The sequence below is a fragment of the Flavobacterium sp. 22659 genome (genome assembly GCF_052044235.1).
GTDB lineage: Bacteria > Bacteroidota > Bacteroidia > Flavobacteriales > Flavobacteriaceae > Flavobacterium > Flavobacterium johnsoniae.
In genome coordinates this window covers 1-19,105 of the sequence record NZ_JBQEMU010000005.1, presented here as the reverse complement: position 1 = coordinate 19,105, position 19,105 = coordinate 1, and the positions used below count along the sequence as shown (strand labels likewise).

Here is a 19,105-nt window from a genome sequence, read left to right as displayed (position 1 = left end):
AAAATGATATCTAACGAATTGAAAACAATGAAAATAAAACCTTTTTTGGTCTTTATCTTCCTATTTTTAGGAACATTCATGCAGGCGCAGAATAGTTTAAAAGTATTAAACGCATCTGCCGGACCTGGCGAAAAATCAGCTGTTGTAATTGATTTGGCTAATGCCGATGAAGTAGTAGGAGCTGAGTTTACGCTGACTGTTCCGCAGGGATTAATTGTAAGCGAAAAAGACACTAAAATTATTGAAAGCCGTAAAGGCGATCATGCCATTTATGTAAATATCGAAAAAAATAATCCGCGAAATTATCACTTTATAGTTTTGTCGCTTACAAGCACATCTTTTAAAGGAAACAGCGGTGCTTTATTAGAAATTCCAATCGAAATCCCGTTAAATTATACATCGGGACAAACACACAATTTAGATTTATCTGGCGTTGTTTTAAGTTCTAAAAATGCGGTTGACATTGGTTCAAATCACGTAAACGGAAAACTGACAATCGCAAATGCACAATATCCGGATTTAACGATTTCCGGAATCACTACGGCCGAATCTAACATTACTCCAGATGGAAAAATTAATGTTTCATGGAAAGTTGACAATATTGGAGATCGTGTTGCTTCTGGCGGATGGATCGAGCAGGTAAGTATTGTTTCTGATCAAACCGGATTAGAATACAATCTGGGAACTGTATCTTATAATGAAGATTTAGATAAACAAAAATCAATAAGCCGAAATGCAGCATTTAACCTTCCTAAAGTTTTAGGGATTGAAGGAAACGTTAAAGTCAAAATTAATATTATAGCAAATACCGCAGTAAAAGAACCTGAGTCTTTAAAAACAAATAATAAAGCTACTGCGGCAAGTTCAATTTTACTTGAAAAGCGTTTGTTTTTAACTTTAGATAAAAAAACTATTGATGAAAATTCAAATGAAGTTATCAGAGCAACGCTGACGCAAAGCGGTGACAGAAGCAGTGATAAAACGTATACTTTAGTGGCTTCTCTGGCTTCACAGCTTCAGTTTGATGCATCAATAAAAATAGTAAAAGACCAGTCGTCGGTTGTTTTTTATATTAAACCAATTGACAATTCAGATAACGACGGAAACAGAACGGTATCTTTAACTATTTCAGGAAATGAGTATCCTGTCGTTTCAGATGCTATTGAAATTATCGATAACGAATTTTCAACGATTACTTTAACGCCGTCGAAAATTACAGCAACAGACGGCGAAACAATTACGGTTACTTTAGAAACGGGTTTTGCTAAAACAAAGGATGTAAAATTTACCATAACAGCAGATCAAAGCTCTCGCTGGACCGTTCCGGCAGAAGTTACGCTTCCTGCAGGAAGCAAAACAACTTCGTTTACGATAACAGTAAAAAATAATAAAGTTCCTGAACAAACGGTAATCGGAAAACTAATTTTGAGGGCAGAAGGATTTCAAGCAGGAAATTCAGAAGTTATTTTAAAAAGCTCAAATGTTCCGGCTTTTGAATTGGAAATTGCACCGCAGACTATTTCAAAAAGCGATGGCGTTTATGCAACTTATGCCACATTAAAACGAATTAATAAATCAGAAATCAGCACTGCAGTACGCTTAAAAGCAAGTATTTCCAATGCGTTGATTCTTCCAGATGTTATTGATTTTCCAGCCAATGTAAACTCGAAAAGATTTAATATTGGAGCTGTAAACAATGGCATTGTAGATGGAACAAAAGTGGTTAATGTAACCGCAGAGGTTTATTCTTCAGCTTGTAACTGCAGCTTTCCGGCAGGAGAAGGAAGCAGTGCCGTTAAAGACATTACGATTCTGGACAGCAACGGACCAGCCTTAATTGTAAAAGCCAATCCTGCAACAGTAAAAGCCGGAGTACAAAAAGCAGCAAAAATTACGATTTCAAGAAATACGGTTGATACTTCTAAAGCCATTTTAGTAAAGTTATCATCTGATTCTCCTACAATCGTTTCAATTCCGGCAGAAATTTCAATTCCGGTAGGACAAGAAAGTGTTGAGGTAGAAATTAATACGATAATTGATCCATTGAAAACGGGAGACCAAACCGCGCGTATTCAGGCTGAAGCCGATACTTTCAGTTCAGGATTTGCCTGGATTCTGGTTACAGATCAAAACAAACCAGATGCTGTTGTTAATTCGGTTAAAACAGTTGCTCAAGCCAATGGAGAAGATACAATTGAAGTAACAACTTCGATTACCAATCAAGGGTTTGCAGTTTTAACTAAAGGTTCTAAAATAGAATATTTTCTATCTAAAGATAAATTAACTAAAAATGCAATTCTTGTATTTACATCGCAGATTGATACTGATATAGAAGCAGGAAAAAAACTGGATCTTGTAAAATCGATCAAATTACCACAGCAGGCAGGTGACTATTATTTGGTAGCGGCTGTAAATTCAGATCAAAAATTAAATGAGTTATCATATACCAATAACGAAGCATATTCTGCAATAAAATTATTCTCCAGTTACAGTGCCACAAGTACGGTTTCTAAGCCAATCCACAAATCAGGAGAATTGGTTGCCATTACAGGATCGGCTAAAATGGCAAATAACAGTCCGGCAGTAAATAAGGAAGTAGAAATTATCGTTGCATCTGGAAGCTTTACACGTTCATTTAAAGTTAAAACCAATGCATCGGGAAATTTTGCTTACGATTTTGAACCTCTGCAGGCAGAAAGCGGTCATTATACCGTAAGCGCAGGATATCCGGGAACTCAAAATGCAGTTCAGGCAGAATTTGATATTGTTGGTTTTGAATGGATGAACAAACCTTCAGATTATTTGAAATGGGAAGTAGTAACCAAAGTTCCGTACAAAGGAGAATTTGTATTAAAAAACAACAGTAAAACTCCTTTAACCAATATTAAAATAGAATTACCGGCAGATGCAGGATTTACAGTTCAAACAGATGCTTTAACATTAGCATCAGGACAAGAAGCCGTTTTAAGCTATACTATATTGGCAGAAACAGCATCGGCGGAACAAAAATATTATGAAATCAATTTTAATGTAACTTCAAATGAAGGTGCTAAACTTCCGGTTTTAGCGTATTATCATGCAAAAGCGCAGACACCAAAATTATTGGCAAATCCGGTAAGCATCAATACCACGATGATAAAAGGAAGCTCTCGTCTTTATGAAGTAACAGTTTCAAATACAGGAGCCATAGACGCAGAAAAAGTAAAAGTTGATGTTCCAAATCTGGAATGGATGAAATTAAAAAGTGCGGCTGTTATTGACAAAATTGCGCCAAACGAGTCTGTAAAAATCATTCTGGAATTGGCACCAACAGACAAACAGCAGTTAAACGTTCCGTTAAGCGGTAACTTGGCTTTAAATCCTTTAAATGGAGGAGGAGTAAGCATACCTTTTAAAATTGAAACCGTTTCAGAAGCAACAGGTTCTTTATTGATCGATGTTGTTGATGAGTACACGTATAATACAGAAAAAGCGCCTCACGTAAAAGGAGCAAAAGTAGTCGTTCGTCATCCGTTTTCTGGCGCAGTTGTAGCAGAAGGATTTAGTGATGATAACGGTATTTTTACCACGCCGCAAATTCCGGAAGGATATTATACGGTAACGGTAACGGCAGATAAACACGCTTCTTACCAAAATAACTTATTGGTAGATCCGGGTAAAGTAACGACTCAAAGAGTATTTATTTCGTATCAGGCCGTAAGTTACGAATGGGTTGTAAAACCTACAGAAATTGCAGATGAATACCAGTCTGATTTAGTTGTTAAATTCGAAACAAACGTACCAAAACCGGTAATTGTTATCGATATCGACAATCCCGTTTTAGATTTAAATACTGGAGAAAGCAGAATGAGTTATGCAACTGTAACTAATCACGGTTTAATTGCCCTTTCAAACGTAACTTTTAATGTAGACAGTCAGGGAGATTACAAGTTCAAACTGATGATTGATAAAGTTGATGTATTAAATGCTAAATCGACTATCATTGTACCAATATTGATTACAAGACCGGCATCAACTGGAAAAAGTGCTGCTGCAGGACAAAACTGTAATTATAATTTAATAACAAAAGGAACGTATGTCTGCGAAACAGAACAAAATCTGGCGGCATTTCAGCCTTATTATGTAATAACTTGTACAACACCAACTACACCAGTTGTTGGAGGTGTGCCTAATTTTAATGGAGGAGGTTTTGGACCATTAATTCCTATAGGTACAGCTATTGGAAATATTATTACTGAACTGCCTACTATTTGTACAAATCCTTGTATAACTTCGACTATTAGTGCTGCAATGGGTTGTACGCCATTTGTTCCTTTAACACTTGCGTCATGCCTACTTTCTCTTGCGACTGTTGATAATGATGTAATAAATATAACTTTAGCATTAGGAAGCTGCATTCCAGGTAATGTAGGATGTTATTTTGGACTTGCGTCAATGGCTAAAACTTGTATAGAGCAATTTATGAGTGGTAAAAGCACTCAAAACAGTTTCTTGCAATCTAAATATGAAGACTTTCAGGCAATGGCAGATGCTGAAACAGCCTTAACTAATAGGATAAAAGCATATTTAGGCAATGACAGATTATTAGAAAGCCCTAACTTTCAAAATTTCATGAAAGAAACAGCTTCAAATCTGGATGCTGGAAAACCATTTTCTGCATCAGATATTGCGCTAATTAAAACGAATCTTTCAGGTACAGATATTACAAGTCAGGAAATTGACAGCTTCTGTAATAGATGGAACACTACTTTAGAAGCATGGGGTAAAAATATAAAAGCTCCTAATGCAGAATATCCAAACATTATTAATAAAAATGATATTGAGAACTATGACAGAACCAGAAAAGCATTAGTTGAGCTGACTGCAAAAAGAGGTTTCGTTTCTGCAGCAGAATTGTATCAGAACGATCTGAAAGAAATGGAAGAATATGGTAAAGAATTAGCTTCTAAATCATCTGTTTGCGCCAGCGTTACGGTGAAATTTTCTCAAAAAATCACGATGACAAGAGAAGCATTCGAAGGAACCCTTACATTAAATAACGGAAGTGACGCCAATACAATTAAAGATCTAAACTTAGATTTATTAATTAGAGATGAGGCTGGAAACGATATGACGCATTTGTTCCAGATCAATAAAGATGCTTTCCTTAGCGGAACAGGACTTGTAGGACCAAACAGCAGTCAATCTGGAACTGTAATTTTTATACCAACAAAAGAAGCTGCTCCAACTGTAGCTAAATCATATTCTTTTGGAGGAACATTATCGTATTTAGATCCAAATACAAGTGAAAGAGTAACGGTGCAATTATATCCTGTGACTCTTGAAGTAAATCCAAGTCCGGATTTGGTAATGCATTATTTTATGCAGCGAGATATTTTAGGAGATGATCCGCTGACAGATAAAATCGAGCCGATTGTTCCGGCAGAAATGGCTTTATTAATTAAAAATGAAGGTTACGGAGTTGCTAAAAATGTTCAGGTAGAATCAGTTCAGCCGGAAATTATCGAAAACAAAAAAGGCCTGTTAATCGATTTTGAAATTATAGGAAGCAACTTTAACAACGAACCAAAACAATTAGGTTTATTAAATGTTGATTTCGGAAATATTGAACCACAAAAATCTGCACTTGGGCAATGGTGGTTTACCAGTACTTTATTAGGACATTTTGTAGAATACGATCTTAAAATAAAACATCTAAGCAGTTACGGAAACAAAAACCTAAGCCTGATTAAAGCTTCGTATGTTCATGAATTAATTAAGAGCGTAAAAGCGTATGGTGCAGGTCAGGATAACATCAACGATTTCCTTGTAAATGATATTGTAGATGCTAATGATACTCCAGATGCCATTTATTATTCAAACGGAGAAAGCGATGAAGTTTATAAAGTCGCTTCAGGAACAGTTTCAAATACTATTTCGCCAAGTCTGCTTACGACAACTTTAACCATGAATTCATCTAGAACAGGATGGAATTATGGAAATACAGCTGATCCTGGATCAGACAAATACAAACTGGAAAGAGTAGTGAGAATAAGCGACAATCTGGAACTGCCAATAGAAAACTTCTGGCAGACACACGTTACGCTAAAAGACGGATTAGAACCTAAGTATGAAAACAAACTTCATTTCCTTGATAAAATTTCGGGATTAGAAAGATATACTTTATACTACAGCGTTATCAATACGAATGTGCCAAAAGTAGTTTCTTTTGAAAGTCTGCCGTCAACTACTACAAAACCAGTAGAATCTGTTCAGGTAAACTTTAACAAAGCAATCAATCCGGCTACGTTTACAGCGCAGAATGTTACTTTAATTCATCAGGGAACTAAAGTTCCGTTTAACGATAGTTTTATTGGTAAAGTAAACGATTCTACTTATGTTTTAAATATCAAAACACTGTCTCTTGCTTCCGGGTATTATGAATTAACAGTTCAATGTGCCGGAATTAAAGATTTAGAAGATAATGAAGGAGTAGAAGGAAAAAGCGTTTCATGGATTCAGATAATCGGCGAACTGGGAATTGTTCAGTTTAAAACAGATCAAATAGAAGCACAGGCGGTAAATAGTGTTGAAATTCAGTTTAATAAATTCGTAAAACCGGTTCAGTTTACAAAAGACAAACTGACGTTAAACGGAAAAGCGCTTGACAACGTTTCAATTGTGACCGAAGATAATCTGAAATACACCATTGTAGGACTGAACGAGTACAACAAAGAAAACGGTCAGTATGAATTAGCGGTTGATTTGCCATCAATAAAAGCAGAAGACAATACTTTTGGTTTAGTGGTTCAAACACAAAAATGGAAAGTAGATATAAGTATTCCTGAAATTGATGCCTTTACGCCGAAATATCAGGGAGCAGTTCACAGCCAGAATGTAACCGATGTTGTAATAACTCTGAATAAACCAATAAGTAGTTTTGATAAAAACTGGGTTACGCTTTACAAAGGAAGTGTAAACTTAAATGCAAATCTAAATGTCACGAAACAAGACGATTTACATTATTTAATTTCAGGTTTAGGAGATTATACACAAGCAGAAGGCGGTTATAAAATTGTAGTAGACCAAACGAGCTTTAAAGACCTTTCGGGCAACTTTGGAACAGGAAATTCGAGTACTATGTGGGAAGTGAAGTTTGGAAAACCTTCGGCACCATCAAACCTTCGTATTACGCCGGATAGAGGAACATCTGCCGCAGATAATATTACTTCTGGTAATGATTTATCGATTGCTTTAACCACAAACGGAAACAAACAAACGGTAGAATTATACGCTGTAACGCCAACCGGAAAAACTCTGGTTAGCAAACAAAATCAGGAAACGGCAAAAGAAGTTTTAATTCCGATAAAAGGATATATTGGTAAAAATACTTTTGAAGCAATAGTATATGATGAGTTTGGAAATGCAAGTGATGCAAGCAGAGTAGAAGTATATATTGATATTGTAGATCTTAATTGTACAGTAACTCCGTTAAGTTCGGCAAACAGCGATTGTTCTGAAAAAGATATTATAAAAGTTGAATTTGCTGATGAAATTATAGCTTCGGCATTAACGAAAAATGATGTTATTGTGAAGTCGGGCGGAATCTCAGTTTCTAACGAAAATATCACTTTAACAAAAGTTTCAGATAAAGAATTTGAAATTGGAAACATCGAAAAATTTGCTGGAGATCATTCATTTGGAATTGATTTAACAAAACTGAACAAGAAATCAAGCGGTTTACAAGGAAAAGGAATTGTTTCTGCCAATGTTGAGGTTGGATTAAATAATACAGCCGATATTACAGGTGATATTTTGATTACCAATGCTAATACAACAGTAACTTATACCGCAACGCAGTCAATGCAGGCGTATACATGGAATGTTACTGGTGGTGAAATTATCGATCAAAGCAACAACACTGTAACAATTAAATGGACAGAAAAAGGAACTCAGACTTTGTCTCTGAATTATCTGACTCAGGCTTCATGCAGTAAAACAACTACGTTAGAAGTAAAAGTCGATGCGACGTTATCTGTTGATAATCCGGTTTCGGGTAAAAACGGTTTCTTTATTTCTCCGGTTCCAAATGACGGAAACTTCACTTTACATTTAAATGGCGACGAAGGAACATTTGATTTAGTTATTTTTGATACCAATGGAAAAGCGGTTTACAAACAGCCTAAATTGGAAATCAACAGTAATTTTAGCAAAGAAATTAAAACACATTTAAGAGCTTCGGGAGTTTATTTCTTAATACTGCAAAATGCAGATAAGAGTTACAAAGCCAAGTTTTTAATTAAATAAATTTTTAAAAAGAGATGTCTTAATTGGCATCTCTTTTTTTTTCGCTTATTACTCATACTTGACAACAAGGGTTTTATACCCAAAAATAACCGTTAGATGACAATTTAATTCTTCGCAGCACTCAGGTTCTATAAATTTATTGTGTAAAAAGACCCAATACAAACTACTAAATCAAAGAGTTATGAGTAAAATTATTATTTTAACAGTTGACGGAGGCGGTATAAAAGGAATTATACCTTCTTATTTTCTTTCGCAGATAGAAGCAGCGCTGAATAAATCATGTTATGAAATGTTTGATATAATAGGAGGTACATCGACAGGAGGTATTATTGCCACTGCTTTATCTTCTCCGGTAAATAACAAATTGCCATTAACAGCAAGTGAAATCTATGAAATTTACACAAACGACGGCTCTCAGATTTTTGTTTCTCAACCGTCAATTGTACCAGATTATTATTCTTTGTATTATGCCAATGATGGAAACGGAAATGGAGTAGAACCCTTTTTACAGCAGAAATACGGAAACTATACTTTGAATGATGCCAAACAAAACATGGCAAGTTTAGAAAATGCAAGAACAAAACATGTTTTTACAACTAGTTATACTATTAACAGCAGCGGTAACAGTATTCAAAATCCAACTCTGGGACAAGATTACGGTCCCTATTTGTTCAATTGGTATGATGCGGCAAATCCTGGAGATGATTATCAGGTATGGGAAGCAGCAAGAGCAACAAGCGCAGCGCCAACTTATTTTCCAGTTGGGAAATTAGGCGGAGGAAGCGCTCCAAATTCGAATGCCAGCGAAAGATGGGCCCTTGATGGCGGCGTAATGTCAAATAATCCTGCAGTTTGGGCAGTGAGCGAAGCCTTTAGAACAAAATTGGCTTCTTCATTAGATGATATAATTCTAATATCTTTAGGAACAGGTTCTTACCCAAGCGGAGCCGGATTGGTTACAAATCATCAGGGACTTCCTGATCCTGATTACGGAAATTGGGGTTTTACACCATGGCTTGCGAGCGATTTAGATGATTTATCGGGAACAGAAAACGGACGCGGTGCTATTGTCAATATCATTACTGAATCGGTTCAATTGGTATCGAGCCAGCAATTATCCGGATTTCAAAAAGGCGGACTTACGTATTTTAGATTAGAACCTGCTATTACAAGAGAGCAATCTAAAATGGATAATATAGCGCAGTCAAATGTGGATTCGCTGATTGATACAGCAGCAAATTTTTTAAGCGGAGAAGGAAGCGATATTTTTCTCGATATTGTAAACGTATTAAAAGAGAATACTTAAAATTAGAATAAACCAACATCCAAAAAAAGAGTCTTGCAAAATTACTTTGAAAGACTCTTTTTTAATTTTTAGAATAAAACTCAAAATTGTTTCGATGTGTTTAATTTAAATTGGTTTTTAACCAAAGATTTACATCATCAAACATTTGTTTATTGACCGTATGACCTTCTTCATAAGAATGAAATTCAGGATTTAGGTTTTTTGTTTTCAAAAATTCTGAAGCATCTAAAGCATATTGATAATTTAAAACAGCGTCTTGTTTTCCGTGTGAAATGAAGATTTTAAGTTTTTCAAGACGTTTGTCATCTGCAATAAAGGGTTTGATTTCTGGCAGAAGTCTGCCGCTCATAACTGTAATTCCTTTTATTTTTTCTGGAGCCGTAAGCGAAACGCTGTAACTCATAATACCGCCCTGACTGAATCCCATTAAATAAACCTGATGAGAATCAAAACTGATTTCAGTTTTTAAATCGTCAATAAAATCAATAATCATTTTTCGTGCATTTTCAGCCTGTTCTGCATTTATTTGAGGTTTTCCGGTTGAAAAATCTACCTGAAACCACGCAAAGCTGTTTGGACCAAAAGTGAGCGGACCTCTTGCTGAAACCACAACAAAATTATCCGGTAATTCTGGAGCAAATGAAAACAGATTTTGTTCATTACCGCCTACGCCGTGCAGTAAAATAAGCAGAGGCGGATTAGTTGTTTGAACTTTGGGCTGTCTTACTACATAATGCAGTTTAGTATTTTTAGTATTCGAATTCATGATGGTAAAACTGAAAATTGAAATTAGAAAAAGGATTTCAAAAGAAATCCAAACCGACTTTTTTATGCTCATGCCTTATCTATTTTGACAGACATCATGTTGAGCGATCCCGCTACAATAGCATCATTAAAAATGGTCGCTTTTTCATCTTTTTCCCTAAGAGATAAAATGTACAATAACGGCATATAATGCTCAGGCGTAGGCACCGCAAGCTGGAATTCTTTTCCTTGTTTATCAAAATTGACTAAAGATTGATGATCTTCTTCAATAATCATTTTTTTCATTTTTTCATTGGCAATATGAGCCCACTCAAATGCATACCCGGGAAGCATCATTTTGTCCCACGCTGCCAATCGCAGATTATGAACCGAGTTGCCGCTTCCTACAATAAGAACACCTTTGCGTCTTAGTGCAGCAAGTTCTTTTCCTAATTCGTAGTGATAAGAAGCAGGTTTAGTATAATCGATACTCATTTGTATAACCGGAATATCGGCATTTGGATAAAGGAATTTAACAACCGTCCAGCAGCCGTGATCCAGACCCCAGTCATGACTCAGTCCAACAGAAGTTGAAGTGATAATTTTTTGAGTTTCCAGAGCCAGTTCCGGGCTTCCAGGTGCCGGATACTGCACATCAAATAAAGCCTGAGGGAAACCTCCAAAATCATGAATCGTTTCTGGTTTTTCCATCGCCGTTACAAAAGTTCCTTTTGTTTCCCAATGTGCAGAAATACAAAGAATCGCTTTTGGTTTAGGTAATGTTTTAGCAACGTTTTGAAAACCCTGTGTAAAGTTGTTATCGGCCAGAGCATTCATCGGATTACCGTGCCCAAGAAAAAGAACCGGCATTCTTTCAGTTGCTGCAAAAGAATCAGAAACAGTTTTAAGAGAACTGAGTTTCATAGCTGCAGCTCCAATTGGTAAAATTGCCATAGTTTTTAAAAAATCTTTTCTGTCCATTTTATATCGTTATTAGTCGCGTAAAGAGTATCATTTTAAAGAGATACAAAGTTCTGTTTAATAACAGCGGCAACGGTAACGATTTTCGGAAGAATGGTTGTGTTTTTAAGAAAGCAGCTTTTGCATTTCGTCTCTAAATTCAGTTGGAGTCATGCCTGCTTTGCGTTTAAAGGCGTGAGTAAAATACGTTTTTTCGTTGAATCCGAGTTCATAACCTATTTCAGCAACATTTTTATCAGTAGTCATTAATAGGTTTTTAGCTTCGGTAAGTTTTCTGGTTTCTATGATTTCTGAAACACTCTGCTGTAAGATATTCTGGCAGATGAGGTTTAAGTTTCGTGAAGTCATAAAAAGTTTTTTGGCATAAAAATTTACATCTTTAGATTCCTTATAATGTTCTTCTAACAATCTTAAGAAGTTTTTAAAAGTCGAACTCTGAATTTTCTTAGATTCGTCATTATCCAGATTCAATTTACGTCGTTCCGATTCGATAATCGTAAACAAAGTACTTAACAGTTGTTTAATTACAGAGAGATCCGGAGATTCCTGTACATATTCATCATAAGTCATTTTGCACAGTACATCCAGTTTTTCAAAACACTGATTACTCTGTAAACTAATATTGGCTTTATCATGAAAAGAAGCATACAGGCTAAAAGTAGTTTCGGCAATAAATTCACTTTTAAATCGTAAAACCCACATATCACATTCGCCGTTTTTTATAAGCGGTTTTACACGATGAATTTTGCCCTGTGTTACAAAACTTATAAAAGGTGCGTCTATTAATTTGGAACTAAAATCTATAAAATGCTCCAGCTGGCCTTTACTGCCAATAATCAGCTCTTCAAAATTATGTGCATGCGGTTCGTTTACAGACTGCATTATTTTTTCAGACTCTGCGGCTGTAACACGAAACATTTTGAAGATTTCTGTCATGGGATTAAATTTTGATGGTTAAAGATAATTTATATTTTTTTTATTGTTGATTTAATTATTTCATTTTGATGGTAGTTCAAAATTTGTTGTAGTATAAACATTCCTACTTTAAAATTTCTAAGCAGAACTGATTTAGAATATTTTTTTTATTTATATTTTGAACACTATGAATCCCAGTCGCTTTATTTAATAGATTTCTTAAATGAAGAAAGTTTTTTTCTAAGTACTTGTTTATTAGTAGTGTTTTTTTACTAAAATGAAACAGTAAAATTCTTTCACCTTTTTTGTTAATTTGCAATCATTAGAATAGATTTCTAAACTCATGTTAGATCTAATAGAAATGAGGAAAACCGTAAAAAAAATGATGTAGAATTATTTAGATTTGCTAACCAGAAAAATACTTAAAAAGTAACTTTACTTAATTTAATCTATTTCAGAAATGTTTTCTTCAAAAGATATACGAATTAATTTACAAACATATTCTTTCATTTTATCCTTGTCAAATTGTAAGTTACATTCTTTTATTTAAAATAGTCGAAATTAAAACATAATATACTAATATTCATACGAAGTTTAGTGGTCGTATCTGAAAAATAACTATAAGAAAACTTAACCTATAATTAAATAGACATCGAAATGTATATTATGAAACACAAAATTGGGAGCTTAATTAAAATTTTCTTTTTAATATTTATTTCTAACATTGCTTTTGGGCAGACTGAAAATGATCCTAGCAAATTTATTCCTAATATTATACCGCCTTCACCTAATGCTTACGGATTGGGGACTTATGGAAATACACCTATTGGCTTATTTACGGGATCTCAGAATGTAAACATTCCGCTTTATACTTACAAAACTGCTAATTTGGAAGTTCCTATTACAATGTTGTACAATTCTAATGGTGTTAAAGTAGATGAAATATCTTCAAACGTTGGGCAAAGCTGGAATTTAAGTTTTGGAGGAGTAATTACCAGAGTTGTTAGAGATAAACCTGATGAAGACAGGGGAGAATATCCAATTCCCATATCAATTACCGAAACTATGGGACGTTATTCTCCTCCAGCTTTAGAATTCTATCAATACATAGCAGAAAATGATGTAGATACTGAAGCGGATCTTTTTAGCTTCAATTTTGGTAAATATTCTGGAAAATTTGTGTTTGATAATGAAGGTAAGGCAATTTTTATGCCGGCGCAAGACTTACAAATTGAACAAAATATTACTTCGGAAGGATTTAATTTTATAGTGACAGCACCGGATGGTGTCAAGTATTTTTTTAATGATAAAGAGGTTACTTCTCAAAGAATTGTTGGATCTGGCCATTCTATTCCTAATATCACAGTTTCATCTTGGTATTTAAGTAAAATTATTCATCCTAAAGGGGATGTTATACAGTTTGTATATGATGATGCAGTAACAAATTATATCGCTTCAAAATCACAAACATTTAGAATGTTATATCCTAGGATACAATATGATGCAGCTGGAAAACTTGAAAATTATTCTCCATCATTAAGTTCAGTTTGTGATCATACTATTACTTTAAGTGGTAAATCGATCAAATCCATTAAAAGCTCTAACCCTGAACATGGTGAAGTTTTATTCAGTAATCTTTCTTCTTCGAGCGCAGACGTTACATCTGGTAATAGAAAAATAGATCAAATCATGGTAAAAGATAAAACTGGAAATATTATAGAAAATATTGGGTTTACCTATGCAACTACAACAAATAAAAGGATTTTTCTTGATAAGATACAATTTAAGGATGTCAATCAAAATTACCAATTTGAGTACGAAGACAGAAATAGTTTGCCACAAAGATTATCATACAGCCAAGATCATTGGGGATACTTTAATAATAAAAATAATGTGAATATTGTACCCAAAGGCACTAATAATTTTGAATTGGAATCAGTAAATTATAATGGGGCAGACAAAGAACCGGCAGAAAGTTATGCAATAAAGGGCATGCTGAAAAAAATTATTTATCCAACAAAAGGATATACCGAATTTAATTATGAATCTAATACTTATTATGGTACAAAAAAAGTATATCCGTCTAAAACTTACAAAAGTTTAAGTGCTGTTAATACAAGTGCAACGAATACTACTAAAACATTAACTTTTATAAATTTATACACGCAAGATATTCCGTTAGTAGCTGGTGTCAGTTTTGACTGTTTGGATCAGGATCTTAATATTGGAAAAAATCAGGCATATGTCAGTGTATATGATAATACTGCAAAAAGATATACAAGTCTTAGAAGATCTGATAATAATGCAGTTATAAGTGATGGAAGTATGTATACAATAAGGCCGAATACAGAATCTTATGCTAAAAATCTTCTTTTTTCTGCTGAACTTAATCACGAATATATTATTACTCTGCAGGCTGTTTTTAATTGTACAGCCTCATCTGTAAATTTAAATTATTATCCAACTCCACCCGTTGACGTACAGTCAAATATTATAACTGGTGGTGTCAGAGTGTCTCAGACATCTGATTATTCTATAAATAAATCAGAGCCAGTAATCAAAAAAATTTTCTATGCAAAAAAAGATGATTTAACTAAATCAAGTGGAAATAAAGGACAGGACCCGTATTATCTTGATCGTTTTAGGGTAGACAGAATTATGGAATCTCCTTCAGCAGGAGTTTTTGGAGTAGTTACTAGTAAAACATTTATAAATTTATCTTCTAGCAGTTTAACATCTTTATTTGATACAGGAAATTCTAATATATATTATAAATATGTGACAATTTCATATGGTTCAGGTGATTTCTTAAATGGAGGAGAAGAACACGAGTTTATTGTTCATCGTGATGGTGGTGATGGTTTTGTAGTGGGTAATTACGACATAAGAAATACTCCTTTGTCTAATTTAGGCTGGGATAATGGCTTATTGAAAAAAGTTGTCTATTTTAATAAGAATTTATTTGTGACTAAAGCGGTTGTAAATGAATATGAGGAGAGACCTGAGTTGAGAAAAGAAGCTATATCTTACAATGCAAGAAAAAATTACGAAAAAATTTATTCTGGACCAGTTGTATATGAATGTACAGAGGCTGATCTAACCAAAAGAACGCCCTATAGGAGATGTGTGGCAGATCATAAACATTTAAAATTGGTAAACAGCTTATTCATTGGGTATTCTTTTCGTTGTATAGCGCCTGGTAATGACAATCAAACAATATATATCCAACATCCTTGTTATGGAGAACAATTACCTAAAACAATTACTAATCTTGAAAATATTGATAATATTAGTATAGTTTCTTATAAAAATATTGGTTTTTGGCATTACTTGAAATCGAGCCAGGAGGTTACATATGATTCAAAGGGTGAAAATCCAGTAAGTACAACAACTACTTATAATTATAGAGGAATTAATCATGTTCAACTATCATCACAGACGAGAACTAATTCTAAAAATGAAATAATCGAAACAAAATATTTTAATGCTAAAGATTTCGAAATGTCAAATAAACCATTTGTTACAGAACTAGCAGATAGAAATATTCTTTCTCCTTTGGATAAACAAACTTTTAATGCAGATGTAAAATTATCAGAACAATTAACCATATACAATAATTTACTGCTTGCAGAAACAGTATATAGCGCTAAATTTCCTAATACATTTACCTCTATTGATAAAGTTGGAAATCTTGAGAAAAAAATCACTTACGACCAATATGACGACAAAGGCAATCTATTACAATACACTCCAGAAAATGGTGTCCCAGTGTGTATTATTTGGGGGTATAACAAAACCCAGCCTGTTGCCAAAATCGAAAACGCTTCATACAGCCAGGTATCACCTTATGTTTCAAATATTCAGGATCTTTCCGATACCGGAAGTGAAACAGTACTGTTGAGTGCCTTAAACACTTTACGCGCTAATCTGCCCAATGCCATGGTTACTACCTATACCTACATTCCGCTTGTAGGGGTAAGCACCATAACTGATCCGAAAGGACAGACCACAACCTATACCTACGACAGTTTTGGAAGACTTGAATTTGTAAAAGACAACAAAGGGAATATCCTTTCTGAGAACCAGTACAATTACAAACACTAAACCAAAAGCATCATGAAAAACTTCTTAAAACTTCTTTTGGTTTTGTTTCCTTTATTGGTAAAAAGCCAGACACAAAGCGAGAATTACATTAAAGCTGTAAAATACAAAGTGCCCAGCACCACACCTATAACATCACCTTCCATTTCTCAGGCTTCGCAGGACATCACCTATTTTGACGGACTGGGCAGACCCGTTCAGCAGACTGCCTCACAGCAGTCCAAATCCGGCATGGATATCATCACTCATATCGAATACGACGGTTTTGGAAGACAGGCTGAAGAATACCTGCCTTTTAAAGCAGAAACCTCCAATATGACTTTTGACCCTTCGGCCAGAGCAAAAGTGATGTCTTATTACGGAAATCCTAACCCGGCTCTTAACGGAAACCCAGCCCTTGAAGCCACCTCTTATCCTTTCAGCAGAAAAGAGCTTGAAGCCTCTCCTTTGAACAGGGTGCTCAAACAGGCCGCTCCAGGAAATGCATGGTACTCTGGATCAGGACATGAAATAAAAATGGACTATCAGACTAATGCCTCTGCAGAGGTAAAACTCTTCTCTGCCAATACACAGTGGAATGCGGCATCAGGATTATATGATATTACCCTTTCTCTTAACGGCCATTATACTGCCGGGGAGCTTTATAAAACCGTTACCTATGATGAAAACACAGCTTCTGTTCCACTTGAAACAGACGGTTCAACGGTTGAATTTAAAAACAAAGAAGGACAGGTGGTATTAAAAAGGACTTATGATGTCCAGGTAAAGCACGACACTTATTATGTTTATGATATTTACGGAAATCTCACCTATGTTATTCCGCCTAAAGCGGTTGATTTAATAGAAGGCTCAGCAGGCCTGCAGGCAGATCTAACCTCAAATATTACTGTAACTCGGGAAACTTCCCTGCATTTAACGGCTTCAAACTCTATTAGATTAACAGATGGTTTTCATGCTCAGGCAGGAAGTACTTTTTCGGCTGTGATTAACAACGGCGCTCAGGCTGTTTTAAATAATTTATGCTATCAGTATAAATATGATTACCGCAATCGTCTGGCTGAGAAAAAACTGCCGGGAAAACAATGGGAGTTTATTGTCTATGATAAACTTGATCGTGTTACGGCCTCAGGACCTGCCTATTCCCCGTTTTCTGATTTAAGCTCTGCAGGATGGATCATTACCAAATACGATGTTTTTAACCGCCCGGTTTATACCGGATGGACGGCCTCTGCAATAGTAAATTCTGCACAGAGGGCCTCCATGCAGAATGCTCAGAACAATGCCTCTGTAATTAACGAAACCAGAGCGGCTTCTGGAACCTTGGACGGAATACCGGCTTATTACAGCAATACGGTGTCTCCTTCTGATTTTAAGCTTCTCTCGGTTAATTATTATGATAATTATGTCTTCCCGGGCGCCCCTGCTGTACCGGCATCCATAGAAGGACAGGATATATTAAACAGCACGCAGGTCAAAGGACTTGCCTCGGGTTCATGGACAAGGGCACTGAATTTGAGCACTGAAACGCAAGGTGAAACTGCTGTTACTCTTTATGACGACAAGGCAAGACCTGTCAGGGCATATCTGCAGAATCATTTAGGAGGTTATACCTATACCGATACCAAACTCGATTTTTCAGGAAAAACACAGTACAGTATCACCAGACATAAAAGAACAGCAGCAGATGCTGAATTCACTGTCAAGGATGCTTTTACCTACTCGGCACAGGACCGATTAATGACCCAGACCCATCAGATAAACAACGGACCTGTTGAGCTTATTGCCGATAACACCTATGACGAGCTGGGACAGCTTATCTCTAAAAAGGTTGGAAACAACGCCCAGAATATCAATTATACCTACAACATCCGCGGATGGCTCACAGGTATTAATAATGTATCTTCTCTCGCACAGACGGACGGACCCAAAGACTTGTTTGCCTTTAAGATCAATTATAATGCCCCTTCTTCTTTCAGCGGGGTAAACGGACTCTATAACGGAAACATATCTGAGACCCAGTGGGCCACAAACTCAGATAATGGTATTGTAAGATCTTACGGCTATAAATACGATAACCTGAACCGTTTAAAAGAAAGTATTTCTGCTAAAGCAGGCTCAGTAAACAATGCTTACAATGAAAATTTATGGTACGATAAAAACGGAAATATTACCGGTCTTATCCGTAACGGAAACAGTGAGAGTGCCCAGCAGATCGACAATTTAATCTACACTTATGCCAATGCTGATAACAGCAACCAGCTGGCTAAAGTAACAGACAGCAGTAACAAGGCACTTGGTTTTACTGATGGAGCCAATACAGGAGATGATTACAGTTATGATCTTAACGGAAACATGGTATCTGATGCCAATAAAAACATCACCTCTATTACTTACAACCATCTTAATCTTCCCGCAAAAGTAACCTTTGCCTCTGCAGGAAATATTGTTTATATTTACAATGCGCAGGGACAAAAATTAAAGAAGATTGTAAGCGAGGCAGGAAAAACGGTTATCACTACTGATTATCTTGGAGGGTACCAGTATGAAAACGGCGTACTGAAGTTTTTCCCAACAGCCGAAGGTTATATCGAGCCTTCTGCAGGTTCTTATAAATACGTGTACCAGTATAAGGATCATCTGGGTAATATCCGTTTAAGTTATGACAAAAACCTTGTCATTCAGGAAGAAAACAATTATTATCCGTTTGGTTTAAAACATATAGGATATAACAGCGGGATTAACTCAACTAATACTGCTTTAAAGTATAAGTAC

7 protein-coding genes are annotated in these 19,105 nt (G+C 35.4%); 4 read left to right on the top strand and 3 right to left on the bottom strand.

The genetic code is table 11. The annotated features are described in order from the left end of the window. Positions 1-3: 3 nt before the first annotated feature. Positions 4-8,286, top strand: coding sequence for a T9SS type A sorting domain-containing protein (locus ACTJIW_RS06945; RefSeq protein ID WP_440718444.1), 8,283 nt, complete (start codon positions 4-6; stop codon positions 8,284-8,286). A gap of 181 nt (positions 8,287-8,467) precedes the next feature. Next, on the top strand, positions 8,468-9,592 hold the full coding sequence (locus tag ACTJIW_RS06940) for a patatin-like phospholipase family protein (protein WP_440715893.1): 1,125 nt from the start codon (positions 8,468-8,470) through the stop codon (positions 9,590-9,592). A 100-nt stretch (positions 9,593-9,692) separates the two neighbouring features. Here ACTJIW_RS06940 and ACTJIW_RS06935 read toward each other — a convergent pair whose 3' ends face one another. The 3 genes from ACTJIW_RS06935 to ACTJIW_RS06925 all read right to left on the bottom strand — a co-directional run bounded on the left by ACTJIW_RS06935 (position 9,693) and on the right by ACTJIW_RS06925 (position 12,253). Next, a complete protein-coding gene (locus tag ACTJIW_RS06935) occupies positions 9,693-10,430 on the bottom strand; it encodes an alpha/beta hydrolase (RefSeq protein ID WP_440715892.1) in 738 nt (245 codons plus the stop codon). Then, positions 10,427-11,317 carry a 4,5-DOPA dioxygenase extradiol gene (gene ygiD, locus ACTJIW_RS06930; RefSeq protein WP_440715891.1) on the bottom strand — a complete coding sequence of 297 codons (891 nt, stop codon included), beginning with the start codon at positions 11,315-11,317 and terminating at the stop codon, positions 10,427-10,429. Before ygiD ends, ACTJIW_RS06935 begins: the two co-directional genes overlap by 4 nt. Positions 11,318-11,422: 105 nt before the next feature. Further along, positions 11,423-12,253, bottom strand: coding sequence for a helix-turn-helix domain-containing protein (locus ACTJIW_RS06925; protein WP_440715890.1), 831 nt, complete (start codon positions 12,251-12,253; stop codon positions 11,423-11,425). Positions 12,254-12,898: 645 nt separating this feature from the next. Between ACTJIW_RS06925 and ACTJIW_RS06920 the strand changes: the two genes are divergently transcribed. Continuing rightward, on the top strand, positions 12,899-16,336 hold the full coding sequence (locus ACTJIW_RS06920; RefSeq protein WP_440715889.1) for an RHS repeat domain-containing protein: 3,438 nt from the start codon (positions 12,899-12,901) through the stop codon (positions 16,334-16,336). 12 nt (positions 16,337-16,348) lie between these two features. Beyond that, positions 16,349-19,105: DUF6443 domain-containing protein (locus ACTJIW_RS06915; protein WP_440718443.1), on the top strand; the 2,757-nt coding region annotated here is incomplete at its 3' end.